Here is a 260-nt window from a genome sequence, read left to right on the forward strand (position 1 = left end):
GGCGTCGACGGTGGTCGTGCCGACCTGGAACACGCTGGCGGCGGGCGGCGTGGAGGCGGCCGCGCTGCTGCCGGTGCTCGCGTCGTCGCCGCCGCACGCGCTCAACGCGGCGGCGGTCGCGACGAGCGTCGCGAACAGGGCGAGCACGCGCGGGCGGGCGCTCGACACGGAAAGTCGGGATGTCATGACGGATGTCTCCTGGTGAGGCAGCGTGCGCGGACGCTGCCGGGTTGGTATCGGGTCGGTCGAGGCGGGGCGGC

General features: G+C 75.4%; 1 protein-coding gene. It reads right to left on the reverse strand.

What is annotated here, in order from left to right; genetic code table 11:
* The coding region (locus SB751_RS32280) for a hypothetical protein (RefSeq protein ID WP_410749294.1) at window positions 1-186 on the reverse strand (186 nt) is incomplete at its 3' end.
* Window positions 187-260: the final 74 nt, after the last annotated feature.

It is taken from the genome of Cupriavidus sp. SIMBA_020, from assembly GCF_046535395.1.
In the GTDB taxonomy this organism is placed as follows: Bacteria; Pseudomonadota; Gammaproteobacteria; order Burkholderiales; family Burkholderiaceae; genus Cupriavidus; species Cupriavidus campinensis.